At 72.1% G+C, this 22,301-nt stretch carries 23 protein-coding genes; 10 read left to right on the forward strand and 13 right to left on the reverse strand.

What is annotated here, in order from left to right; all coding sequences use genetic code 11:
* Positions 1-21 precede the first annotated feature (21 nt).
* The gene (locus ACFY36_RS30625; protein WP_499749377.1) at positions 22-1,188 is read left to right on the forward strand and encodes a citrate synthase family protein; all 1,167 of its coding nucleotides are present in this window, start codon (positions 22-24) and stop codon (positions 1,186-1,188) included.
* A 412-nt stretch (positions 1,189-1,600) separates the two neighbouring features.
* Here ACFY36_RS30625 and ACFY36_RS30630 read toward each other — a convergent pair whose 3' ends face one another.
* Positions 1,601-2,755 (reverse strand): FAD-dependent oxidoreductase, encoded by a 1,155-nt coding sequence (locus tag ACFY36_RS30630; protein ID WP_499749378.1) that lies wholly within the window; start codon positions 2,753-2,755, stop codon positions 1,601-1,603.
* A 75-nt stretch (positions 2,756-2,830) separates the two neighbouring features.
* Here ACFY36_RS30630 and ACFY36_RS30635 point away from each other — a divergent pair, with 75 nt between their 5' ends.
* The 4 genes from ACFY36_RS30635 (at position 2,831) to ACFY36_RS30650 (ending at position 5,126) form a co-directional block, all read left to right on the forward strand.
* Positions 2,831-3,442 (forward strand): TetR/AcrR family transcriptional regulator, encoded by a 612-nt coding sequence (locus ACFY36_RS30635; RefSeq protein ID WP_499749379.1) that lies wholly within the window; start codon positions 2,831-2,833, stop codon positions 3,440-3,442.
* A gap of 5 nt (positions 3,443-3,447) precedes the next feature.
* The gene (locus tag ACFY36_RS30640) at positions 3,448-4,080 is read left to right on the forward strand and encodes a nitroreductase family protein (protein WP_499749380.1); all 633 of its coding nucleotides are present in this window, start codon (positions 3,448-3,450) and stop codon (positions 4,078-4,080) included.
* Entirely contained in the window at positions 4,077-4,409 is a 333-nt protein-coding gene (locus ACFY36_RS30645; protein ID WP_498700457.1) for a VOC family protein, read from the forward strand. Before ACFY36_RS30640 ends, ACFY36_RS30645 begins: the two co-directional genes overlap by 4 nt.
* A gap of 66 nt (positions 4,410-4,475) precedes the next feature.
* Positions 4,476-5,126 carry a hypothetical protein gene (locus ACFY36_RS30650; protein ID WP_499749381.1) on the forward strand — a complete coding sequence of 217 codons (651 nt, stop codon included), beginning with the start codon at positions 4,476-4,478 and terminating at the stop codon, positions 5,124-5,126.
* On the opposite strand, the gene ACFY36_RS30655 is transcribed toward ACFY36_RS30650, so the two are convergent.
* Entirely contained in the window at positions 5,113-6,879 is a 1,767-nt protein-coding gene (locus ACFY36_RS30655) for an ABC transporter ATP-binding protein (RefSeq protein WP_499749382.1), read from the reverse strand. The two genes, ACFY36_RS30650 and ACFY36_RS30655, sit on opposite strands and share 14 nt — an antisense overlap.
* Before the next feature lie 84 nt (positions 6,880-6,963).
* Between ACFY36_RS30655 and ACFY36_RS30660 the strand changes: the two genes are divergently transcribed.
* The gene (locus ACFY36_RS30660; protein WP_499749383.1) at positions 6,964-7,383 is read left to right on the forward strand and encodes a MarR family winged helix-turn-helix transcriptional regulator; all 420 of its coding nucleotides are present in this window, start codon (positions 6,964-6,966) and stop codon (positions 7,381-7,383) included.
* Here ACFY36_RS30660 and ACFY36_RS30665 read toward each other — a convergent pair.
* From ACFY36_RS30665 to ACFY36_RS30690, 6 genes are all read right to left on the reverse strand, one after another.
* On the reverse strand, positions 7,338-8,213 hold the full coding sequence (locus ACFY36_RS30665; RefSeq protein ID WP_499749384.1) for a tetratricopeptide repeat protein: 876 nt from the start codon (positions 8,211-8,213) through the stop codon (positions 7,338-7,340). The two genes, ACFY36_RS30660 and ACFY36_RS30665, sit on opposite strands and share 46 nt — an antisense overlap.
* 53 nt (positions 8,214-8,266) lie before the next feature.
* Positions 8,267-9,034 carry a cytochrome c oxidase assembly protein gene (locus ACFY36_RS30670; RefSeq protein WP_499749385.1) on the reverse strand — a complete coding sequence of 256 codons (768 nt, stop codon included), beginning with the start codon at positions 9,032-9,034 and terminating at the stop codon, positions 8,267-8,269.
* The gene (locus tag ACFY36_RS30675; RefSeq protein ID WP_499749386.1) at positions 9,031-9,510 is read right to left on the reverse strand and encodes a DUF2243 domain-containing protein; all 480 of its coding nucleotides are present in this window, start codon (positions 9,508-9,510) and stop codon (positions 9,031-9,033) included. The genes ACFY36_RS30670 and ACFY36_RS30675 overlap by 4 nt, the downstream gene beginning before the upstream one ends.
* 65 nt (positions 9,511-9,575) lie before the next feature.
* Positions 9,576-11,768, reverse strand: coding sequence for an FtsX-like permease family protein (locus tag ACFY36_RS30680; protein WP_499749387.1), 2,193 nt, complete (start codon positions 11,766-11,768; stop codon positions 9,576-9,578).
* Complete coding sequence (locus ACFY36_RS30685; RefSeq protein WP_499749388.1) at positions 11,765-12,442, reverse strand: ABC transporter ATP-binding protein; 678 nt, start codon at positions 12,440-12,442, stop codon at positions 11,765-11,767. The genes ACFY36_RS30680 and ACFY36_RS30685 overlap by 4 nt, the downstream gene beginning before the upstream one ends.
* Entirely contained in the window at positions 12,439-12,963 is a 525-nt protein-coding gene (locus ACFY36_RS30690; protein WP_499749389.1) for a PadR family transcriptional regulator, read from the reverse strand. The genes ACFY36_RS30685 and ACFY36_RS30690 overlap by 4 nt, the downstream gene beginning before the upstream one ends.
* Positions 12,964-13,101: 138 nt before the next feature.
* On the opposite strand from ACFY36_RS30690, the gene ACFY36_RS30695 reads away from it, so the two are divergent.
* Positions 13,102-13,287, forward strand: coding sequence for a hypothetical protein (locus ACFY36_RS30695; protein ID WP_499749390.1), 186 nt, complete (start codon positions 13,102-13,104; stop codon positions 13,285-13,287).
* A gap of 26 nt (positions 13,288-13,313) precedes the next feature.
* Here ACFY36_RS30695 and ACFY36_RS30700 read toward each other — a convergent pair whose 3' ends face one another.
* Complete coding sequence (locus ACFY36_RS30700) at positions 13,314-13,793, reverse strand: MarR family winged helix-turn-helix transcriptional regulator (RefSeq protein WP_499749391.1); 480 nt, start codon at positions 13,791-13,793, stop codon at positions 13,314-13,316.
* Between the two features lie 73 nt (positions 13,794-13,866).
* Here ACFY36_RS30700 and ACFY36_RS30705 point away from each other — a divergent pair, with 73 nt between their 5' ends.
* Positions 13,867-15,858, forward strand: a complete 1,992-nt coding sequence (locus ACFY36_RS30705) for an MMPL family transporter (protein ID WP_499749392.1) — start codon at positions 13,867-13,869, stop codon at positions 15,856-15,858.
* On the opposite strand, the gene ACFY36_RS30710 is transcribed toward ACFY36_RS30705, so the two are convergent.
* Positions 15,827-16,738, reverse strand: a complete 912-nt coding sequence (locus ACFY36_RS30710) for a LysR family transcriptional regulator (RefSeq protein ID WP_499749393.1) — start codon at positions 16,736-16,738, stop codon at positions 15,827-15,829. The genes ACFY36_RS30705 and ACFY36_RS30710 overlap by 32 nt on opposite strands.
* A 68-nt stretch (positions 16,739-16,806) precedes the next feature.
* Here ACFY36_RS30710 and ACFY36_RS30715 point away from each other — a divergent pair, with 68 nt between their 5' ends.
* The gene (locus tag ACFY36_RS30715) at positions 16,807-17,700 is read left to right on the forward strand and encodes an EamA family transporter (RefSeq protein ID WP_499749394.1); all 894 of its coding nucleotides are present in this window, start codon (positions 16,807-16,809) and stop codon (positions 17,698-17,700) included.
* Here ACFY36_RS30715 and ACFY36_RS30720 read toward each other — a convergent pair.
* On the reverse strand, positions 17,639-18,790 hold the full coding sequence (locus ACFY36_RS30720; RefSeq protein ID WP_499749395.1) for an LLM class flavin-dependent oxidoreductase: 1,152 nt from the start codon (positions 18,788-18,790) through the stop codon (positions 17,639-17,641). The genes ACFY36_RS30715 and ACFY36_RS30720 overlap by 62 nt on opposite strands.
* Before the next feature lie 48 nt (positions 18,791-18,838).
* Between ACFY36_RS30720 and ACFY36_RS30725 the strand changes: the two genes are divergently transcribed.
* The gene (locus ACFY36_RS30725; protein ID WP_499749396.1) at positions 18,839-20,101 is read left to right on the forward strand and encodes a sulfite oxidase; all 1,263 of its coding nucleotides are present in this window, start codon (positions 18,839-18,841) and stop codon (positions 20,099-20,101) included.
* A 374-nt stretch (positions 20,102-20,475) separates the two neighbouring features.
* Here the strand turns inward: ACFY36_RS30725 and ACFY36_RS30730 are convergent, their stop codons facing one another.
* Together ACFY36_RS30730 and ACFY36_RS30735 are read right to left on the reverse strand one after the other, a co-directional pair.
* Complete coding sequence (locus ACFY36_RS30730; protein ID WP_499749397.1) at positions 20,476-21,354, reverse strand: hypothetical protein; 879 nt, start codon at positions 21,352-21,354, stop codon at positions 20,476-20,478.
* A complete protein-coding gene (locus ACFY36_RS30735; protein WP_499749398.1) occupies positions 21,351-22,226 on the reverse strand; it encodes a hypothetical protein in 876 nt (291 codons plus the stop codon). The genes ACFY36_RS30730 and ACFY36_RS30735 overlap by 4 nt, the downstream gene beginning before the upstream one ends.
* Positions 22,227-22,301: the final 75 nt, after the last annotated feature.

The following is a 22,301-nucleotide window of genomic DNA, read 5'->3' on the forward strand; positions in this document are numbered from 1 at the left end:
TCAATATGAGAGCATGTGCACATGGACACGCTGACCACCGACCAGGTCGCCGAGCGCTTGGGCGTCAAGCCCGCGACCATCTACGCGTACGTCAGCCGCGGCCTGCTGCACAGCGTCCGCAACGGCGACGGCAAGGTCAGCCTGTTCGCCCGGTCGGAGGTGGAGGCGTTCGAGGCCAAGCGCAAGGGCCGGGGCACCCCGAACATCCAGACCGGCCTGACCCTGATCAGCGACGGCGCCCTGTTCTACCGCGGCCACGACGCCATCGCCCTCGCCACCACGGCCAGCTTCGAGTCGGTGGCCAACCTCCTCTGGACCGGCACCTTGGTACACAGCGACCTGACGCCGCCACCCGAGCTGCTCGAACTGGCAGTAGCCGTGACCGCTCCCCTGCCGCCCGCCGCCCGCCACACCGACCGCCTCCGGGTGATCGTCGCCGCGGCGGCCGCCGCCGACCCCCTGCGCTTCGACATCACGCCCGCCGCGGTCGTCACCACCGGCCGGTCCCTGCTCGCGACCATGGTCACCGCACTACCCGCCCCACCACGCCTCGTCGCCCCTTCCCGGCTGGCCGCCAACCTCTGGGCACGCCTCGCCGATGAGCCCGGCACAGCGGCCGACCACGACATCCTCAACGCCGCGCTGGTGCTGCTGGCCGACCACGACATCGCCGCGTCGACCCTGGCGGCCCGGGTGGCGGCGTCGACGCGCGCCCACCCGTACGCGGTGGTCGGCGCCGGTCTGGCCGCCCTCGACGGCCCGCTGCACGGCGCCGCCAGCGGCCTGGCCCACGAGTTGCTCACCGACGCCCTGTCACGGCGGGACCCGGTCGAGGCCGTCGCGACCCGGCTGCGCACGGGCGAGACCATCCCCGGCTTCGGTCATCGCCTCTACCCCAACGGCGATCCCCGCGCGAAGATCCTGCTCGGCTTGCTGGGCAACGGCCCGGCCACGGCCTGCGCGCACGAAATCGCCGACGCGATGCGCACCCGCTCCGGCATCCACCCCAACATCGACCTGGCCCTGGCCGCCTTCACCCTGGACCACGGCATGCCCCCGGACGCGGGCGAAACAATCTTCGCGATTGCCAGGACGGCTGGGTGGTTGGCTCACGCGCTTGAGGAGTACGGCGACAGACCATCCCGCTTCCGCCCATCCGGCCGCTACGCCGGCCGCACCCCGGCATAAAGACCACCAGCCCGCGCAGCCACTTCCCCGGATCGCAACAGCCGAGCCCGCCCCGCCGCGTCCGCCAGGTCACGACGGCCAAGGAGGCCGATGACGCCACCCAAGCGCACGGGGCGGCAATGGTGCAGACCGGACTCGGTACGCCCACCCGAGGCCGGCGGATGGCGGCGGGCGCCGGTGGGTTGCCGGCGGCAGCGGCGGGCAGCAGGAGGCAGGTGGCGATGGGCGGCGGCACGGGGCGGCGGCACGGGGCGGCGGCACGGGGCGGCGGCACGGGGCGGCGGCACGGGGCGGCGGCACGGGGCGGCGGCACGGGGCGGCGGCGGGCAGGTGGCGGCGGCGGGCGGGTGGCAGGTGGCGGCGGGCAGCGGCGCGCGGCGGCGGGCGGCACCAATCTCGATGTGCGGGGCAGCTACGGGCGGGTTTCTGACTTCGGGACCATCTGGCCGATCATGCGGACTGAACTGTCGATGGTGTCGAAGCCTCGCGGGAGCATGACTGACTCATACGCCGCTACGGCTTCGGGGAGGGGCTTTCCGGAAAGGAGCTCCTTCGCCAGCAGGGCGGCGTCCTGCAGGGCGGTGTTGGCCCCTACCCCGCCGGCCGGGGGCATGGTGTGGATGGCGTCGCCGAGCAGTGTCACCGGGCCGGATGACCACGGGGTGACGCGCGTGCCGGCGCGGATGGCGATCGGGAAGAACGACGTGGGGTCGGCGGCGGCGAACAACTGCCGGACCGCCGGATGCCATGTGGCGCTCGCCTTCACGCAGATCTGCCGCAGGGCTTCGGAAGGCACATCCAGGTCACCGAGTACGGACGTGGGCGCGACCAAGGTCGTCATCAGGTAGTCCGGTACGCCGGTGGGGGTCCGGAACCGCACGGGGGCGAACCCGGCGCCGTAGCCGTTCGCGCCGGCCACCCAGGAGAAACCGCGGCCGAAGTCCGGCGGCAGGGTGGCGCCGGACAGCGGCATCCGGCCGTAGAGGCAGCGCACGCCCAGGTCACGCAGCGCGGCCGACGGGGCCAGCTGCCGTCGCACGGCCGACCCGACGCCGTCCGCGCCGACCAGCAGATCGCCCTCGTCGATGAGCGAGCCGCCGTCGCCCATGGACGAGCCGGACGAAATGGAGCTGGACGGTGAGGCGGTGGAAATTCCTACGCGGACCCGGCCCGAAGGCGTCAGCTCGTAACCGGTCACCGTGTGGCCGAAAGACACCTCCACGCCGGTCAGCAACGCCTGGCGGAACGTGTCCCGGTCGACGTTGGTGATCTCGTCGCCTCCGATGTTCGGGAAGACCTGCGAGGACAGCTCGACCAGATCCTGCGTGTAGAAGGCGACCCGATCCCCCGCCTCCCCGCTGGTGCGGTGGGCCAGGTCGAGCACCTCTGTGGGCAGGCACGCCCGTAAAGCCTCGTTGCCGTTCCGGTCGATGTGGATGCGGTAACCCTGGCCGCGGGTTTGCCGCGAGGGATCACGCTCGTAGACGGCGACCTCGTGGCCGCCCCGGCTCAGTGCTTGCGCGAGCGCCAGGCCGCCGATGCCCGCGCCCGAGATGAGTATTCGCATAGCGGCACCGTACCAACCGCTCGCATGAAATTGTCAAGCGTTTGGTTGATTAGCTCATGCGTAGAATCAACGACCGTGCCAGGTCCCCGCAGGTCACCCAAGCCCCAGGAGCGTCAGCGCGATCCCGAGCGCACGCGCAAGAAGATCCTCGACGCGGCCGCTCAGGAGTTCGCGGCGCACGGCTATGCCGGGGCTCGCATCCGGGCCATCGCCGAGCGCGCCGGTGTCAACCAGCAGCTGCTGTCGTATTACTTCGACGGCAAACAGGGGCTGTTCCGGGCCATGACCGAGCAATGGGGACAGCGCCAGGCCGAGATCTCCGAGCCGGGGACGCCGCTGCCCGAGCAGCTCCGGCGGTACGCGCTGGAGAACCTCACCAACCCGGACGGCGTCCGGATGCTCGCGTGGAGCGGCCTTCAGTACGACGGCGACGACCCCGGCCGTGAGCAACGCACCGCCATGCTCCGGCGCGGTGTCGAGCAGATCGCGGCCCAGCTCGGCGACGACGACCCGGACGTCGACCCGGCCTGCCTGCTCGTCATGCTGATGGCCGCGGCCATGGCGCCGACCACGATGCCCCAGGTGATCGAAGGACTGTGTCAGTCGGACGCCAAGGACCCCGAGTTCCTTCAGCACTACGCCGAGCAGATGTCCCTCGTCGTGCGGAACCTCGGTCTGGAACAGTAGGCGGCATGCCTGACGATCTTCAGCTTCTCGAGGCCCTGCACACCACGCCGGCCCGCCGCTACCTGTCCACCGAGCCGATCAGCGACGAGATCGTCCGGGCGATCCTCGACGCCGCGATCCGCGGCCCCAGCGGCGGCAACCGGCAGGGCTGGGCCTGGATCGTCGTGCGCGACGCCGAGACGAAGAAGCGGATCGCCGGCTGGTACCGCGAAGGCTGGGAGGCGGGCTACGGGTCACGGCGCGAGGAGATTTTGACCAGCGACGACCCGAACGGGATGAGCGCGGCCAGCTTCCGGGCCGCCGACCACCTCGCCAGCCACCTGGAGGAGGCGCCGGTCTGGATCTTCCCGGTGCTGCTGGGCGCCGCCGCCAGCAAGAACCCGCGGCTGGGCTCCTCGATCTACGGCGCCGTGCAGCAGCTGATGCTGGCCGCCCGCGCGTACGGCATCGGCTCCACGCTGACCACCCTCTACATGGGGCACGAGAAGGACGTACGAGAGCTGCTGGGTCTTCCCGAGGACGCGCTGACCATGGCCCTCATCCCGCTCGGTTATCCGGCCCGGGGCAAGTGGTCGCAGCCGAAGCGGCGTCCGCTGGACGAGGTCGTGTTCGAAGAGCGCTACCGTACGGAGTCATGACGTACGTCAAGAGCATCACCTTCGATTGTCAGGACGCGCTCGTGGTGGCCCGCTTCTGGGCCGGCGCCCTCGGCGGCGAGCTCGACGAGGACTCGACGAGCGACAAGGCGTACGTCGAGGCTCCCGGCTGGGGCGGGCCCAACCTGTGGTTCCAGCGCGTCCCCGAGCCCAAGACGGGCAAGCTGCGCATGCACTTCGACCTGCGCGCGGCCGACATCCCGGCCGAGCGCAAGCGCCTGGAGGAGCTCGGCGCCACCTTCGCCTGGGAGGTGAACGGCCTGATCGTCATGCGTGACCCGGAAGGCAACGAATTCTGCGTGGAGAACTGACTCAGGTTCGCGCCGCCGTACCCGATATCCGTGGTCACAAGACCGCTGATCGAGGAGGACCCACGGATGGGTCAGACGACGCTGCGCGCGATGCCGGTGCGCGAGGACCGCTGGAAACCGCAGGACCGCATCTACGAGGGCATCCTCGAACGCTGCGTCGCCAACGCCGAGGACGACGAGGCCCGTGACGGCACGGCGGAGATGATGGCCGGCGGCCTGATCATCGTCGTGCTGTTCCTGATCATCATGGCCGGGGCCGACAACGCGACGGCCGCCCTGATCGTCTGCGGGATCCTGGCCGGGGCCGGCTTCCTCTACATCGTGAGCGCCGCCAAGCCGGGCAAGGGCAACCGGGCGCTCGCGCTGCAGGGCATCGGCGGCCCGGGCCGGCTGCCGGCCGGATATCTGGTGCACCCGACGGCGTGGAAGGCCGGCATGGCCGAGCACGTCGCCGGCGTACCGGAGTCGCAGCTGCTCGCCGCCTCGCAGCTGTGCCACATCTTCCCGGGCACCGTCGACGACCTGATCTCGTTCGTCGGCCACGTCGCCATCCACGTGCCGGTGACGCAGGCCCAGACCGCCGAGGACGTGCAGCGGCGGGCCAAGGAGCTGGTCCGGATCGGCAAGCCGATCGTCGTGGACTACGCCAAGAGCGCGCCGCCCCTGCCGGTGCCGGGTGAGCCCGGCGGCAAGAAGGGCAAGGCTAAGAAGAAGTGAGTACGGCGTAACGGCCACCCTCGCCGAGCAGGGTGTCGTGGGTGCCGGACTCGAGGATCCGCCCGTGGTCGACCACGGCGATCTGGTCGGCGTCGCGGATCGTCGACAGGCGGTGCGCGATGGTGACCGTGGTCCGGCCCCGCGACAGCTCGTCGAAGGCTTTCTGCACGGCGCGCTCGGTCTCGTTGTCGAGCGCGCTCGTCGCCTCGTCGAGCACGAGGATGCGCGGGTCGCGCAGCAGGGTGCGGGCGATGGCGATGCGCTGTTTCTCGCCGCCGGAGAACCGGTGGCCGCGGGAGCCGACCATGGTGTCGTAGCCGTCGGGCAGCGCGGCGATCACGTCGTGGATCTGCGCGGCCCGCGCGGCGGCTTCGATCTGGTCGTCGGTCGCGTCCGGTTTGGCGTAGCGCAGGTTCTCGCGGACGGTCGTGTGCAGCAGGTACGTCTCCTGGCTGACCACGCCGACGGCCGAGGCCAGGTCGGCGAAGGACAGGTCGCGCAGGTCGACGCCGTCGATGGTGACCCGGCCCGAGGTGGGGTCGTACAGCCGGGCGATGAGCGCCGCGAGGGTGCTCTTGCCGCTGCCGGTCTCCCCCACCAGCGCCAGTGAGCTGCCGGCCGGCACGTCGAGGTTGACGCCGGCGATGGCGGCGGTGCCGCTGTTGGCGTACGAGAATGTGACGTCCTCGAAGCGCAAGTGGCCCCGCGCCGCCGTCAGCCGCACGGGCCTCGCCGGCTCCTCGACCTCGACCGGAAGGTCGAGATAGTCGAAGATGCGCGCGAACAGCGCGAGGGAACTGGTGACCGTGACCTGCACGTTGAGCAGGCCCATGAGCGGGCGGAAGATGCTCGACTGCAGGGCGGTGAACGCGACCAGGGTGCCGATGCTCATCGAGCCGGCGCTGAACGGCAGGCCCGCGGCGAGGTAGATGACGGCCGGGATGGCGGCGAAGACGATGCTCATCGAGGCCATCCGCCAGCGGCCGGCCAGCTCGGAGCGCAGTTCGAGGTCGATGAGCCGGTTGGACGAGGCGGTGAACCGCTCGACCTGGGCCGGGCCGGTGCCCATCGTCTTCGACAGCTGCACGCCGCCGATGGACAGGCCCTCCTCGATGATGACGTTCAGGTCGGCCAGCTCGCGCTGGCGCTGGGCGGTGATGGCCCGGCGCATGGTCGCGACGCGGCGCGTCAGCCAGATGGCCGGCGGCAGCACGACGAGCGTGACCAGCGACAGTTGCCAGCTGAGGGCGGCCATGGCGACCGCGGTGGCGACGACCGTGGTGAGGTTCGAGGCGATCGAGGTGGCGGTGGAGGTGACCACCGACTCCATGCCGCCGATGTCGTTGGTGATGCGCGACTGCACCTCGCCGGTGCGGGTGCGGGTGAAGAACCCGATCGACTGGCGCTGCAGGTGCGCGAAGACGTCGACGCGCAGCCGGTGCATGACCTTCTGGCCGATCGCGGTGGAGATCCACGTCTGCACGACGCCGAGGGCGGCGGTGACGGCGGCGACCACGACCATGCCGATGACCAGCCAGACCAGCAGGCGGACGTCGTTGTGCGGGAGCGCGACGTCGATGACCTCGCGCAGCAGGAACGGGGAGGCCAGGCCCACGAGGGACGAGGCGATGATGGTGAACACGACGACCGTCAGGGGCCAGCGGTGTCCGGTGAACAGGGCGCCGATGCGGCGCAGGGAGACGTTCTTCGCCTGCGCGATCTCGGCCTGGGTGGGTTTCTTGCGGCTTGCCAAGTGCGACCTTCTCTCATGCCGTACGGATTACTGAGGTTACCTCAACGTGAGGCTACAACGGTAATCGCTGGTACGGTATTCCCCGTGCAGCACGAGGAGGAGAGTCTGTCCGAGGCCTTCTGGGCCGTGGCCCGGCGGCTGCGGCACCGGACGAAGGTCGCGCTCGAGCCGTGGGACCTGTCACCGTCGCAGGGCCGGGCCATGAACGTGCTGGCCCACCACGGCGACCTGCGGCTGAGCAGCCTGGCCGAGCATCTGCGGATAGCGCCGCGCTCGGCCACCGAGGTGGTCGACGACCTGCAGGAGCGCGGTCTGGTCGAGCGGCGGCCCGACCCGGCCGACCGCCGGGCCGTGCTGGTCACCCTGACCCCGCACGGCACGGCGGTGAACACCGAGATCCAGGCCGCCCGGCAGGCCGCGAGCGCCCGGCTGTTCGCCGCGCTCGACCCGGCCGACCGTCAGGACCTGTCGCGGGTCCTGGAAAAGCTGCGCGAAGACGGCTGACGGCGCCGGGTGACGGCGGTCAGGCAGGCCGCGGAACCGGCGATCGCGAAGACGGCGATCAACAGCGGCATCGGCACCTCGGCCCCGGCCAGGCGGATGAGGACCGCGAGGACGACCATGGTGGCCAGGCTGACGCCGAAGGTCACGGCCGCGACGTGCGCCAGCACGTCCCGGGCCGGTCCCGGCTGAGGACGGCCACCGGCCGGCACGCGCAGCGCCTCGGCGAACTCGTCGCACACCCGCACCAGCGAATCGGCGTCGGTGATCCGCCGCTCGGCCGCCGTGAGACGGCGGAGCTCGGCCAGGGCCACGGCGTTCCCAGGATCGAGGTTCAGGGCCTTCCCGTACGCCTCGCGAGCGCTCAGCGGACGCCCGGCGGCGAACAACGCCATGCCGTACGCCACCTGGAGCTCCGCGTCGTAATGGGCGAACTCGGCGTACGCGGCCAGGACCAGCTCGGCCTCGGCGACACGCCCCGCCGCGAGCAGGGCCCGCCCGTGGCGCTCGGCCAGCCGCGGGTTGCCGGGGTCCTCGTCGCAGGCGGCGGTGGCCGCGGTGACGGCCAGCTCGTGCCGCCCCATGGCGGTGTAGGAGGCGCTCACCCAGTACAGGGCGTCGATCCCACCCGGGCGCAGCCCGAGAGCGACCCGGGCCGCTTCGAGAGCGTCGGCCGGGCGGCCCAGCGCCAGGTGGGCCCGGGCCAGCAGAAGCCAGGCGCCGGCGTTCTCCGGCTCGGCCCCCACTACGGGCGCCAGCAGGGACGCGGCCTGACCGGCACGCCCGCTGCCGAGCAGGTCACCGGCACGATCGAGAACGAGTTCGCTACGCACACCCTCCGAGATCGGTGGCCCACGGTTCCCGGTGGAGTAGCCGTGGGGTGCGGTCAGGGAGTCACCGCGGCCGCGCGTCTGTGGTCGTCATGCGGACGCGGTCGGCGGCGGGGGCGCCAGCCGGTGACCAGGGCCGCGGCCAGCAGGAGCTCGGCGATGTCGCCGCCGTAGTACATGAGCTCGGCGCCGCCGAGGCGCTGGTCGGCCGGGATAGGCAGGTCGATGACGCCCGCGTACATCAACTGGGACAGCACCGAGTGGAAGGCGATGGCCACACCGAGGATCACGAGCCGGGCCGGCACCGAGGGGCGTCTCGGCGCGGGGTCCGGGCCGGCGATCACCCAGGCGAACAGATAGCCGGCCAGCAGGAAGTGGACGTGGACCAGCAGGTGCAGGGCCGGTGAACGGGTGGTCGCCGCGTACAGCGGGGTCAGGAACAGCACTGCCAGGCCGCCGAGGTTGAGGGTAAGGGCCACCACGGGGTTGGCCACGGCGTGGACGAACCGGTTGCGCAGAAGGCGGGCGGTGGCGCGGGCGGCCGGCTGTGGAAGCGTACGCAGAAGGAGGGTGACCGGCGCGCCCAGAACGAGCCCGAGCGGGGCCAGCATGCCGATGAGCAGGTGTTGCTGCATGTGGGCGCGGAAATCGGGTGGCCACGGGGAGAATCCGGTGGCCAGCGCCGCGCAGCCGGCGAGGAAGAAGGCGGTGCGCCACCAGGGCCAGGGCCGCCGCCCGATCGTCGCCAGCAGCTCGTAACCGAGCGCGGCGGCCACGACGGCCAGTGGGATCAGGCCGCCGTCCGCCTGGTGGGTGTGTGTCACACCCGGTCGAGGACCGGGGCGCGGCGCCGCAGCAGCCAGCCGGCGGCGATCAGGACGGCGCCGAAGGCCAGGAAGCCCAGGTCCCAGGCGAGCTGGTGAGGTCCGGTGCGGACGTGGTGGATGCCGAGGATCTGGTGGTCGATGAGACCCTCGACCAGGTTGAACACGCCCCAGCCGACCAGGATCCAGCCCCACAGCGCCCGCGAGGCCCACGCGCGGGCGCGGTTCGAGGTCACGCGGGAGTACAGCAGGCCGATGCCGATCAGCACGGCCAGCCATGTGAACGTGTGGAACAGGCCGTCGGCCAGGGTGTTCATCTTCAGGCCGTCGACGGTGCCGGCCGGATAGCGGCCCGTGCTGGTGAGCAGGTGGTGCCATTGCAGCACCTGATGGAGCAGGATGCCGTCGGCGAAACCGCCGAGGCCCACGCCCAGCACGATGCCGGGCAGGGCGAGTTCGCGGGCGCCATCGTCCATGTGAAGACCCTCCTCGCAGCGATGCGCCCGGGGCATACCCCGGGCGCACGGCGATATGCGGGGGTCTATTCGTTGCGGGCGGTCTCGGGGCCGGTGATCCGGCGCAGCAACGGCATCGTGGAGGCGATCAGGGCCAGGGAGACACCGAGGCCCAGGGTCACCAGCGCGTAGTACGAGGCCGAGGGGGCGACCAGGTTCTCCTGGAGCTGCGAGCGCAGGAACAGGTGAGCGGAGAGGAAACCGGCGGCGGTCGCCACCACCGACACGGCCAGCAGCGGGACGACGCTTTCCAGGGTCACGACGCGGCGGAGCTCGGCCAGGCGTACGCCGGTCAGGCGCAGCAGGCTGAAGGGGCGCTTGCGTTCGTTGAGGCCGCCGGTGACCGCGACGGCCAGGGCGCAGCCGGCGATGACCAGGCTGGTGATCACGACGATGTCGGCCAGGCGCTGGAACTGGATCAGGGTGCGGGCGAAGTCGCTGTTCCACTCCCGGTCGGTCAGCGGCGGGCGCAGGGCCGGGAAGGCCGACTCCATGAGCGTGCGGGAGCGTTCGATGGCCGCCGGCGAGCCGTCGGTGAGGACCACCAGCGACAGCACGGGCCGCTGCGTGAGGGACGCCGCGCTCACCGGGGCCGCCTCCCAATGGGTGGGTACGCCGTCAGGGGCGCTCAGGTCGGAGAAGACCCGGGCCACCTCGGCGCCCGGCGGGCAGGCGCCGTAGTCGCGCAGGGCGGCCAGGTCGGCGCAGGAGATCAGGCCGGGCAGGCCCGGCCCGGCCCGGCCGTCGTCGTAGCGCACCACCCGCACGTGCTGGACGCCCGGGACCGAGGGCAGGGACGCCGGGATCGCGGCCGTGGTCAGGCCCTTCTCCCCCGGCGCCAGGTCCTCCGGGAAGGCGGTCATGGCGAGCTTGGCCGCGGAGGCCGGCCGATGGTCCTGCGCGGACACCATCGTGCCGATGACACCGGTGGCGACGCTGGTGACGAACAGGGCCAGCATGAGGCCGCTGACCGCCCGGAAGCCGGCGCGCGGGTCGTCGGCCAGGCGCCGGCCGGCGATCAGGCCGGCCGGGTGGCGCGACCAGCGGGCCAGCGCCCGCGAGCCGAGCAGGGTCAGGTACGGCCCGGCGACGACCAGGCCCACCATCACCACGAAGATCCCGGAGAGGTAGGCGAGGAGCTGCCCGTTCGAGGTGGACGGCCGCCGGCCCACGAAGAAGGCCAACTCGGCCAGCCCGGCCGCCAGCGGGACGAGGCGCCACGCCCGCGGCGGCCGTGGGGTGACCCGGCGGGTCACGCCGAGCGGCGAGACGCGCACCCGGCGCAGGGCGAGCCGGGCCGCCACAGCCGCGCCGAGCGGCACCCCGATCATCACGGCCACGATCTGGGCCCAGGTGAGCGTCAGATGGGACGCGTGGAAGCGCTCGCCCGTGAAAGGAATGTGCGCGAGGCCCCACCGTACGGGCAGATAGAGCCCGAACCCGGCGACGGCGCCCAGCGCCGCCGCGACCGCCGACTCCACGGTGGCCAATGTGGACACCTGGCGGGGTGTCGCGCCGAGCAGCCGCATCGCGGCGAACCGCTGTTCGCGCCGGGCCGCCGCCAGCCGGGTGGCCGTGCCGACGAACATGAGCAGCGGGAAGAGCAGCGCCACGCCGACGACGCCGAGGATCAGGGTGATCGCCTCGCCGCCGATGCCGATGTAGCAGCCGTCGCACGACGACGGCGAGACGGAGACGATCCGGTCGATCCGCACGGCGCCTTCCCGCGCCTGAACCTCGGCCACGGGCAGGCCGACGACGATGATCAGGGCGTCCGGCCCCGGGAGCGCGGACGAGCCGATCACGCCGGCCTGGCGGCCGGGGAACCGGGCGCCGAGCTGATCGTGCGGAGTCTCGGCCAGGAGGCGGGACAGCGCCGGCGACGCTAAGAACGACCCGGCCGGCGGCAGTGCCGGCATGCCCGGCGGCACGGGCCCGGACGGCCCGGTCACGCCGACGTCGATCCGGATGATCGAACGGCCGTGGAAGTAGTCCTGGCGCGGCGCCCACCAGGCCGGGTCGTCGGCCGCCGGGCCGGTCGCGGCGCTGGTCACGCCGCTGTTGAGCCAGGAGTAGCGCTGGTTCTGGGCCTGCACGGCGTTGACCCCCGCGAGCACGCCGAGCAGCATGGCGACGCCGATCGCGACGGCGCCCCCGATCAGGCCGAGGCGGCCCAGGCCGTCGCGGCCGAGCGCCATCCGCAGGCCGAGCCGGATCACGACGACCCCACCGGGGAGGTCACGCGGCCGTCGCGCACCATGACCTCGCGGTCGGCGTACGCCGCCACCCGCGCGTCGTGGGTGACGATCACGACCGTGGTGCCCTGCTCGCGGGCCGTGCCGACCAGCAGGTCCATCACCTGCTCGCCGGTGAGCGAGTCGAGCGACCCGGTCGGCTCGTCCGCGAAGATCACCCGGGGTTGCGCCACGAGGGCGCGGGCCAGGGCCACCCGCTGGGCCTGGCCGCCGGACAGCTCGCCCGACCGGCGGCCGCCCAGGCCTTCGAGCCCGACCTTCGCCATCTCGGCGGCGGCCCGCTCCAGCGCCCTCGCCCGGCGGACACCGGTGAGCAGCAGCGGAAGCGCGACGTTCTCCGCGGCCGTCAGCTCGGGGACGAGCTGGCCGAACTGGAAGACGAAGCCGAACCGGTCGCGGCGCAGCGCGCTGCGCGCGGCCTCGCTCATGGTGTCGAGACGCTCGCCGTCCACGTGGATCTCCCCGGCGTCCGGCACGAGGATGCCCGCCAGGCAGTGCAGCAGTGTCGACTTGCCGGAGCCGCTCGGGCCCATGATGGCGACGATCTCGCCGGCGCCGGCCTCGAACTCGGCCCCGCGCAGGGCCGGGGTGTCGCCGAAGGACAGCGAGACGTCGGTGGCGCGCAGCATGGCGCTCATGACCTCACCTGCTCACGGAGCGCGTCGAGGCGGGCCGCGGTCGTGTCGATCCAGCGCAGGTCGGCCTCGAGGTGGAACAGGCCGTGGTCGGCCAGCAGGGCGTCGACCAGGCCGCCGGTGCGCTTGATCTCGGTGAGCTCGCGCATGCGGGCCAGGTGGGCCCGGCGCTGGGTGTCGAGATAGTCCTCGGCCGGGCGGTCGAGCATGAGCGCCAGCACCACCTTGGCGAACAGGACGCTCTGCAGGTGGGGCTCGGCGGCGACCGGCTCGGTGAGCCAGGCGTTCACCTCGGTGGCGCCGGCGTCGGTGATGACGTAGCGCTTGCGGTCGGGGCCGCCGCCGGCCGCGATCTCGTCCATCACGACCTTGCCGTCGCGGGCCAGGCGGGCCAGCGTCGAGTAGACCTGCCCGAACGGCAGGGCCTTGCCGCGGCCGAAATACGTGTCGTAGTCGCGCTTGAGGTCGTAGCCGTGGCTCGGCTCGCGTTCGAGAAGACCGAGCAGTGTCAATGGGACGCTCATGACCTGGGACCCTACACCGGAGGTATACACCGGGTATATAGCGGTCCGGAAAGTGGCACAGACCACGGGAGCGGGGCTCAACCGGAGCGGACGGCGTCCGATCTAGGCGGTTGCAAATGTGGAGCGAAAGGAATCGCCATGAGCATGAGCATCGGCCCCTCCCCCTGGGCCACCCACGCCACACTGGTTCACCTGCGCAAGGACTGCCTGCAGCTGACCACGGACGTCGTCGCCCGCGCCGACCGGAAAGTCATCGCGGCCGACCGCGCGGCCGTCATGGACAGCCGCCGGGTCCTGAAGGGCCACCTCGACGTGACCGTATAGAGGATCGGCCGCCGGCCGGGTGCAGGTCAGGCGTCGCCGGTAGGCGTTAGGGAGCGATGATGCTCCGAGACCGCCTCGAGCATCCCGGTCAGGAACCGCCGGACCATCGCCAGGTCGTCCACGCTGAACTGGTCCATCACCGCGTGGCTGCGGGCGCCCAGCGGCTCGAAGAACTGCCGGGCCAGGGCCATCGCCGGCGCCGAGTAGCGGAGATGGACGACCCGGCGGTCGGCGCTCTCCCTCGTACGCCGCAAATGCCCGACCTTCTCCAAGCGGTCGATGACCGCCGTGGTGGCCCCCGACGAGAGCCCCAGCTGCTGACCGAGGCGGCCGGGGGTCAGCGGGTCACCACGGCGCTCGGCGTGCATCACCGCGGCCAGGGCCTGGAGGTCGGTGTGGTGCAGCCCCTGGATATGCGCGAAGGCGTTCGCCACGTGCTGCGCCTCGATGCTGTAGAGGCGCAGCAGGTCCACCAGTTCGGCCTGCAGCTGTTTCCGATCATCCACCGTGTCAGTGTTGCAGATTTCTCCCCCGTGGGTAAGACTCTCGATTGTCGAGATACTTAACCATGGAGGATTCATGCGACGCGCCTGGCTGACGCTCGTGGTCGCGGTCTTGCTGGGGGGTGCCGTCCTCGGGTTCGCCGGCCCGCTCGAGACGGCCAACGACCCCACCGCCACCCTGCCGTCCTCCGCCGAGTCGACGAAGGTCGCCGAGCTGGAGAAACAACTCCCGTCCGGTCAGGTCAACCCGGCCCTCATCGTCTTCGCCAAGGACACCGGACCGTTCACCGAGCAAGAGCTCAAGACCATCGAGAGCTTCGGTACGCCGATCCTCGCGCCCGAGAAGGACGCGGCGCTGGTCTCCAGGCCCCTGCCCGCCTCGTACTCGGCCGAGCAGACGGTGGACGCTGTCACACAGTTGCGTGACAAGCTCAAGGCGGAGACCCCGCCCGGCGTGAGCGCGCAGGTGACCGGCGGCGCCGGCTTCACGGCCGACCTGGCCGACAGCTTCTCCGGCGCCAACACCAGGCTGCTGATCGTGACGGTCGTCGTGGTGGCCCTGCTGCTGCTGGTGACGTACCGGAGCCCGATCCTCTGGCTTGTCCCCCTCGCCGTGGTGGGCCTGGCCGACCGGCTGAGCAGCTCGGTCGTGGCCCTGCTGTCGCAGCACACGAGCCTGGCCATCGACGCGTCGACGAACGGCATCATCACGGTGCTGGTGTTCGGCGCCGGCACCGACTACGCGCTGCTGCTCATCTCGCGCTACCGCGAGGAGCTGCACCGGCACGAGGACCGCTTCGAGGCGATGCGGGAGGCGCTCAAGGGCGCCGGCCCGGCCGTGCTGGCCAGCTCGGGAACGGTCGTGCTGTCGCTGCTGACGCTGCTGCTGGCCAGCCTGGGCAACAACGTGGCGCTCGGCGTGGCGGGCGCGGCCGGCATCGCCATCGCGGCGATCTTCGCGCTGCTGGTGCTGCCGCCGGCGCTGCTGGTCTGCGGTCGCGGGCTGTTCTGGCCGTTCATCCCGCGCGTCGGCCAGGCCGGCGTCGAGGCCGAGCGCGGCGTCTGGGCCCGGGTCGGCCGTGGCGTCGCCAAGCGGCCGGTGGCGGTGCTGCTGGCGTCGGTGGTCATTCTGGGTGCGCTGGCTTCGGGCCTTTTCGGTACGCGGCTCGGGCTCTCGCAGACCGAACAGTTCCGGGTGCAGGCCGAGTCGGTCGACGGCCTGGAGACGGTGAGCAAGTACTTCCCGGCCGGCGCCACCGACCCGGCCACCATCATCACGACCCCGGCCCGCGCCGAGGAGGTCCTGGCGCTGGTCACCAAGACGCCCGGCGTCGCGTCGGCCCGCATCGGCGAGCAGACGGCCTCGCTGTCCAGCATCTCGGCCGTGCTGGAGGCGGCGCCGGACACCGGCGCGGCCTACGACACGATCACCGCCCTGCGTGACCGGGTGGGCAGCGAGGACGCGCTGGTCGGCGGCAGCGTGGCGGCCAACCTGGACGACCGGAACGCGGCCCGCCGCGACTTCAAGGTGATCGTCCCGGTGGTCCTGGCGGTGGTGCTGCTGGTGCTGATCGGCCTGCTGCGCGCCCTGGTGGCTCCCGTGCTGCTGCTGGTGACGGTGATCGCCAGCTTCGGGGCGGCCCTGGGCGCGGGTTCGTGGTTGTTCCGGAACGTGCTGGATTACGGGGCGCTGGACACGGGCGTACCGCTGCTGTCGTTCCTGTTCCTGGTGGCGCTGGGCGTGGACTACAACATCTTCCTGGTGACCCGGGCCAGGGAGGAGACACCGGCCCGCGGGACGAAGGACGGCATGGTGCACGCCCTGGCCGTGACCGGCGGCGTGATCACCAGCGCGGGCATCCTGCTGGCGGCGGTCTTCGCGGTCCTGGGCGTCCTGCCGGTCATCACGCTGACCCAGATCGGCATCATCGTCGGCATCGGCGTCCTGCTGGACACCCTGCTGGTCCGTACGGTGCTGGTCCCGGCCCTGGCCACCATCTGCGGCGACCGCTTCTGGTGGCCCGGCCGCCCGGCGGTCACGGCTCCGAAGGAGAAGGTGTCCCTGTAGGCACCTTTCGTGGGCGCGCCCGGCTGGCGGCGCGCCCACTCACCTTCCGGGCGAGGGCGACGAAATCCGGTACGGCCGGATGGATCGGGGGCTGCCTCCAGGCCAGGTGGACCGGGACGGCCGGTACGCCGATGAGCGGGAGGTAGGCGACGGCGGGGTTCGGATAGGTCGCCGCGGTGGCGGCGGTCGTGACGCCGGCCGCCTGGCCGGCGGCGATGGTGGCGATCCAGTCGTCGGTGTTGGCCACCTCGATGATGTCGCCCGGCGTCTCATCCCAGAGGCCGAGGGCCGCGGCGCCGGTGATGGCGTTGACGGCGATCGGCTCGGCGGTGAGATCGCGCGGGGTGAGCCGGGCCTTCCGGGCCAGCTGGCTGTCGGCGGCGACGGCGGCGACGCGCGGCTCGTCCATGAGGACCACGGTGTCCACCTCGGCCGGCAGCCCGGCCTCGCCCCGGATGACGGCGACGTCGACGGCGCCGCGGGCGAGACCGGCGGTGCGCTCGTCGACGCGCAGCAGAAGCAGGGGTGTTTCCGGGTGTTCCCGCTTCCAGCGCCGCAGCACCGGCGTGGTGTGCTCGCCCAGCGCCGACCAGCAGTGGCCGACGCGCAGGGGCCAGGTTCCGGCGCGTGCGGGGTCGAGGGCCTCGTCCACGGCCGTGACCGCGGCGGCGGCCCGCGGCTGGAACGCGTGCCCGGCGGCGGTGAGCCGCAGATGATGGGTGGACCGGTCGACCAGGCGGGCGCCGAGGTGGTCTTCCAACTGGCGCAGGGTGCGGGACAGCGCGGGTTGCGTCACGTGCAGCCGGGACGCGGCCCGGGTGATGGTGCCTTCGGCGGCGATCGCGAGGAAGGCGCGCAGATGCCGCAGCTCCACGGTCATAAACGCAGAGCATAACCGCGGCTGATTCGGCATTTCCCCGGCCGAACGGTGATTTCTACGGTCGACGCATGATCAGGACACGGCGGGCCGGAGCGGTGGGGCTGGTACTGGGAGCCTTGGTGTCGGGACCGTTCGGCGGCGCGGTCGCGGCCCTGCTGTTCCCCCGGGTCGGGGTGAACGGGGTCGTGACGTTGCGGCTCACGATCGCGGCGCTCCTGCTGGTGGCGGTGTGCCGGCCGCGAGTGCGGGGACATCGGCGCGCGGACTGGTTGCTGATCGGCGGATTCGGCGCGGCCCTCGCCGGCATGAACACGCTGGCCTACCACGCGATCGCGCTGATCCCGCTCGGCACCGTGGTGATGCTGGAGGTGCTCGGGCCGCTCGTGCTGTCGGTGGTGACGGCCCGCCGCGCGGCGAGCTGGCTGTGGGCCGGCCTGGCCGCCGCCGGGGTGGCGTTGCTGAGCGGCGCCGGACTCGATCGGCTCACCCCGGCCGGCGTCGGCTTCGCGGCCGCGGCGGGAGCGGTCTGGGCCGGATACATCCTGGCCGGCGCGCGGGCCGGGCAACGCTTCCCCCGGGCCGACGGCCTGGCCCTGGCGATGACCGTGGCCGCGGTCATCACCCTTCCCCTCGGCGCCGGCACAGCGGGGACCACGCTGGTGCGGCCTGACATCCTGGCCCGGGGCGCCGCGGTGGCGCTGTTGTCCTCCGCGCTGCCGTACACCCTTGAGTTGCTGGCCCTGCGCCGCATGCCCACCACGACCTTCGCCGTGCTGATGAGCCTCGGGCCCGCCGTCGCCGCCGTCGCCGGCTACGTCGTCCTGCACCAGCGGCTCACCCCGGTCGAAGGGCTGGCCATCGCGCTGGTGATCGCCGCCAACGCCGGCGCCGTGCGTGGCACTACGACGGTGAGGGGGCCACGGCGGGCACTCCCGCGAACGGGATCGCCGTCGTCGCGCTGACGGTGCCGCCCGCCGGATGCTGCCAGACGCCGCGACGGGCCAGCTCGGGCAGGACGCCCTCGCCGAACCAGTACGCCTCCTCCAGGTGCGGGTAGCCGGACAGGATGAACTCGCTGATACCCAGCTCGGCGTACTCCTGGATGCGGTCGGCGACCTCGGTGTGGCTGCCGACCAGGGCGGTGCCGGCGCCGCCGCGGACCAGGCCGACGCCCGCCCACAGGTTGGGCGCGACGACCAGGCCGTCGCGGTTGCCGCCGTGCAGCTCGAGCATGCGGCGCTGGCCCTCGGACTCGCTCTTGCGCAGGCCCGCTTGCACGGCTGCGATCGCGCTCTCGTCGACGTTCTGCAGAAGCCGGTCGGCCTCGCGCCACGCCGCCTCGGAGCTGTCACGGCTGATCACGTGCAGGCGGATGCCGAAGCGCATGTCCGGCTTCAGCTGCCTGATCCAGTCAAGCTTCTGTTTGACTGAGCTCGGCGGCTCACCCCAGGTCAGATAGACGTCGGCATGAGCGGCGGCCACCGGGCCCGCGGCCTTCGAGGAGCCACCGAAGTAGATCTCCGGAGCGGGGTCGGGCAGTTTGGTCAGCCGGGCCCCCTCCACTTGCAGGTGTTCGCCGGTGAAGTCGACGGTCTCGCCCCGGAAGAGGGCTCGCACGATCGCGAGGAATTCGGCCGTACGGGCATACCGGGAATCCTTGTCCAGGAAGTCGCCGAACTGGCGTTGTTCCTTCGACTCGCCGCCGGTGACCACGTTGAGCAGCAGGCGGCCGCCGGAAAGCCGCTGGAAGCTCGACGACACCTGCGCGGCCAGGGTGGGCGAGATCAGACCGGGACGGAAGGCGACCAGGAACTTGAGCCGCTCGGTCACCTCGCTCAGCATGGCCGTGGTGATCCAGGCGTCCTCGCACCAAGCGCCGGTGGGGGTGAGCGCGCCGACGAAGCCGAGCTGCTCGGCGCTGCGCGCGATCTGCCCGAGGTAGCCGATGGTCAGCGGGCGCACGCCACCGGCCGCGCCGACCGGCACGCCGTGGCCGCCGCCGACGATGTCCCGGCTGTCGCCGTTGGTCGGCAGAAACCAGTGAAAGTCCATGCGCTTCACCCTATCCGCATCTCCTATAGTGCCGATAGGGTAAAGGCCATGGATGAGCTTGAATACGACTCTCTGCGGCTGCGCCAGTGGCGCTCCGGGCAGGCCCGGGGCTTCTCGCGGCGGTCCTTCCTGGCCCTGACCGGCGCGGCTTCGGTCGCCGCCTCGGCCGCGCTCGCGGGCGCGGCCTCGTCCGCCCGCGCGGCTTCAGCCGGGGTCGATTCCGGCGCCGGGCTTGCCGCCGGGCCGATCGTCAAGCCGCTGCCGGCCGAGCTGTTCAAGGTCTTCGGGACCAACGCGGAGACGCGCTGGTCGGCCCTGAAGGACGTCGGCTACCACGTGCCGGTGGACCGGTTCTTCGTCCGCAACCACACAAGTACACCGCTGATTGACAGTGCCACCTGGGCGCTTGAGATCTTCGGCGCGGGCCTGCGCGGCGGCCCGCGCAGCTTCTCCCTGGCCGACCTTCGCCGCCTGCCCTCGGTCACCCGCTCGGTCGCCGTCGAGTGCGCCGGCAACGGCCGCGGCTACTTCGCCTCGCAGCAGGGCCAGACCGTCTCGGGCACGGCGTGGGGCCTGGGCGCGGTGGGCGTCGGCCGCTGGCGGGGCGTACGCCTGTCGACGGTGCTCCGCCAGTCGGGCATCGGGCGGCACGCGGTGGACGTGCAGGCGTCCGGCCTCGACCCGAACTTCGTCAGCGGCGGCGTCGACCTCGGCCCGGTGCGCCGCCCGATGCCGGTCAGCAAGGCACTTGACGATGTCATCCTGGCGTACGAACTGAACGGCGAGCCGCTGCCGCCGGATCACGGCCACCCCGTACGGCTGGTGGTCCCGTCCTGGATCGGCAGTTCCTCGATCAAATGGGTCGGGCGGATCGAAGTCTCGGACGAGCCGCTGTTCTCGCCGTGGAACACGCAGTTCTATCGCCTGTTCGGTCCCGAGTTCCCGGCCGAGGGCCTGCCGTTCGACCGGCAATCCATCAAGAGCGCGTTCGAGCTCGACCCGGGCGCCGTCTTCCCGGCCGGCGCCTCCACCCGGCTGACGGGCCGCTCGTGGTCGGCAGCGGGCCGGATCAAGCGCGTCGACGTCTCCACCGACGGCGGCACCACGTGGCGGCGCGCCCGTTTCACCGGCCGTTCGATCAACGCCGCCTGGCAGCGCTGGCAGCTCGACTGGCGCCCCACAGCGGGTGACCACGTCCTGCTGGCCCGGGCCACCGACGTCCACGGCAACACCCAGCCGGACGTGGCCCGCTTCAACACGCTGGGCTACCTCTTCGACGCCGTCGTCAGGGTTCCGGTCACCGCGGCCTGACCCCGGATCACGGGCCGCGGCGATCCCGCCCCGGTCACTGCGGCCCGTCCACCAACCCGGTCACCACGGGCCGCCGCGGCGGCCCGTCCAGCGCCCCGGGTCGGCGTGGCCCGTCATCGCGGTCCGTCCACCGCCCGCATCCACGCTCGTGGTCGGCCGCTGCCCCACCATCGGTCGCTTGCGGTCCGGCCACGACTCTCCACCGCGATCGCGTGCAATGGCCCGGCCCCGAGTCTCCGCGTCCCCGCCCGACAACGGGGCGGCGGGGACTCATCGAAGACTGCCGGGGTCAGCTCGGATGGCGCCATCCGCATGTCGCTGGGCCGGGCCGGGGCGCGCGGGGCGGTCCAGGCCGCACGCGGTGTCGCGGGCCTCTATGGCGTTAACACCAGGGGTACCGGCTGGCCCTGCTGGACGTCGAGGATGGCGCGCTCACCCAAAGGCTCGGTCAGTTCCACCGTTGCGGTGCGCGAGAAGCCGATCATCGGGCAGATCTCGTCGCCGTCGTGGGGCTGCTCTTCGATGATGACGACCACGGCGTGGGGTGACTCGACCGCGCGGGCCGGGTAGTCGGCGCCGCAGGGCTCGCTCGCCGGGGCGCGGGAGCCGGTGAACCTGAGCGTGACGGCTCGGCCCGACGTGGTCGCCGACTCGGCGGCCGGGCCGCCGGACGTGCCCGCCGGAGGTGTGTAGGTCAGCGCCTTCGACGGTGCCACCGCGACCCGGGTGATCCGGAAGGTGCTGTCCTTGAGCGTGAACTCCCAGGCCGGGACGGTTGCCTCGCCGCGGGTGGTCGGGATCCGGGTAGTGGCCAGCTTCGCCCCGGTCACCGGCACCGGCGTACACCCCAAGCAGTCTCCGCCGTTTTCGGCGATCACCTGTTCGAGCGCCTCGCCGGCGTCGATCAGCGGCACCGGCAGGCGCTCGCCGCCGGGCCAGATCACCGAGCCGGCCTTTCGAGGCGCGGCCGGCAGCGTGGTGGTCGCCTCGATCCGCCCGGCGCCGATCGCCGCCTTGTAGTGCTCGTTCTCCGGCTCGAGCCCGCCGATGTGACCGGTCAGCCCGCCCGCCGGCACGAACCGCGGGCCCGCACCCGCCGCCCGGACCGCCTTGTCGTAGCTTGCGAGCATTTCCCGCGCCCGCTGATCCGCCGGAACCGCCGTCGCCTCTTCGACGGGCCCCGCGACCGGCTCCGTCGTCGCACATCCGCCGATCGCCATCACCGCCACTACCCCGGCGAGCCGGCGCTTCACCTCGTCGCTCCCTCTTTCAGCGGTACGGGCGTGCCGTACTCGACGTCCAGCACGGCCCGCCCGGCAAGCGGCGCACCGAGTTCCACCGCCGCCGTGCGTGTGTAGCCGACGGCGTCACAGCTTTCGAAACCCCGGTTGTGCTTCTTCTGGGAGATGACGACGACGACCGCGTTCGGCGATTCGACTGTACGGGCTGAGTAGTCGGCGCCACACGCCACGCTCGCCGGCCCTTCGGCCCCGACGAACGTCACGGTCAGCACATCGCCGGCCAGAGTGGCCGACTCGGCCGTGGGCGTACCGGAGCTTCCCGGCGGCGGCGTGTACCGCACGGTGCCGCCCGGGGCGACCGCCACCCGCGTGACGCGAAAGGCGCTGTCGTCGAGCGAGAACTCCCAAACCGGCACCACGGCGGACCCGCGGCTCGTGGCGATCTCAGCCGTGGTCAACCGCGCCCCGGAGACAGGCACCGCCACACACTCCGGGCATTCGGATTCGTCGCCTTCGGCATTCACCTGATCGAGCGCCTCGGCCGCCCCCACGAGCGGCACAGTGAGCGTCTCGCCCGACTTCCATTTTACGGAGCCGGTCGAAGCGCCCCGCGGGAGAAGCCCATCGGCGGCTTCGAGCCGTCCAGCCGCAATGCCGTTCTGGTACGCCTCGTGACGCTGCTCGATCCCTCCGACGTACCCGGTCAACGGCTCGGCGGGCACCAGCCGGGGCCTATCACCGCCCGCACGGGCCGCTTCGTCGTAGAGCTCCAGAATCTGCCGAGCCCGCTCGTCGACCGGCACCGGAGCGTCGGCGCCCGTCCCCGCCCCGGCACATCCTCCGATCGCCATCGCCGCCACTACCCCGGCAATCCAGCGCACCATGCCGCCGCCTCTCCCCCGATCCCGGCCCGCGCCGCTCAGACGCTAGATCACGCCGACCGGTTCCCGCCGCACGAG

The sequence above is a fragment of the Actinoplanes sp. NPDC000266 genome (assembly GCF_042899005.1).
Taxonomy (GTDB): Bacteria; Actinomycetota; Actinomycetes; order Mycobacteriales; family Micromonosporaceae; genus Actinoplanes.